The sequence below is a fragment of the Herbaspirillum lusitanum P6-12 genome (assembly GCF_000256565.1).
GTDB classification, from domain to species: domain Bacteria; phylum Pseudomonadota; class Gammaproteobacteria; order Burkholderiales; family Burkholderiaceae_D; genus Herbaspirillum; species Herbaspirillum lusitanum.
Window position 1 is genome coordinate 1 of sequence record NZ_AJHH01000599.1, and the last position, 529, is coordinate 529.

At 68.6% G+C, this 529-nt stretch carries 1 protein-coding gene; it reads right to left on the reverse strand.

Annotated features, from left to right (window positions below):
- A partial coding sequence (locus HLUSI_RS29705) for a citrate/2-methylcitrate synthase (protein WP_330987189.1) occupies nucleotides 1-465 on the reverse strand: 465 nt, incomplete at its 3' end.
- Nucleotides 466-529 lie beyond the last annotated feature (64 nt).

The following is a 529-nucleotide window of genomic DNA, read 5'->3' on the forward strand; positions in this document are numbered from 1 at the left end:
GCCGCTGCCTTCGGCGGTGCGCTGCGGCGAGGTTTGCCACTGTGCGGTGGCGACGTCGTCGCTGGCGATGGTGAACAGCGGCAGCAGCGATTCTTCCGCGCGGCGTCCGGCGAAATGTTTGAGCAGGCCGGCGTAGGCCGGATGCGCCGCGACCTCGCCGGGACCGAATGCCTGTCCAACTTCGGCGTTCCACAGCAGTGCGGCGACGTCTTCCACGGACTGCGAGTTCGCCAGGGCGACGGCGTCGCGGCCACGATAGTAAAGCCGGCCGTCTTCGATCAATGTGATGGCGGACTCCAGCACCGGCAGGCCCCAGCTGAGCGTGGCCTTGGCGACTTCTTTCGGCTTGCGTCCGCGCGTGCGTTGAGTCGCCAGGCGCGTGACTTCTTCTTCCAGATAACGGCTTTCCCGTGTGGCGCCGTCCGACTGCGCGCTGAGCAGGCCGCGGCTGACGTAGGCGTACAGGGTCTGGCGCGAGACGCCGAGCGCGGCGCGGCGCGTGGAAAACGCGGCGCGGTTTCGACAGCCG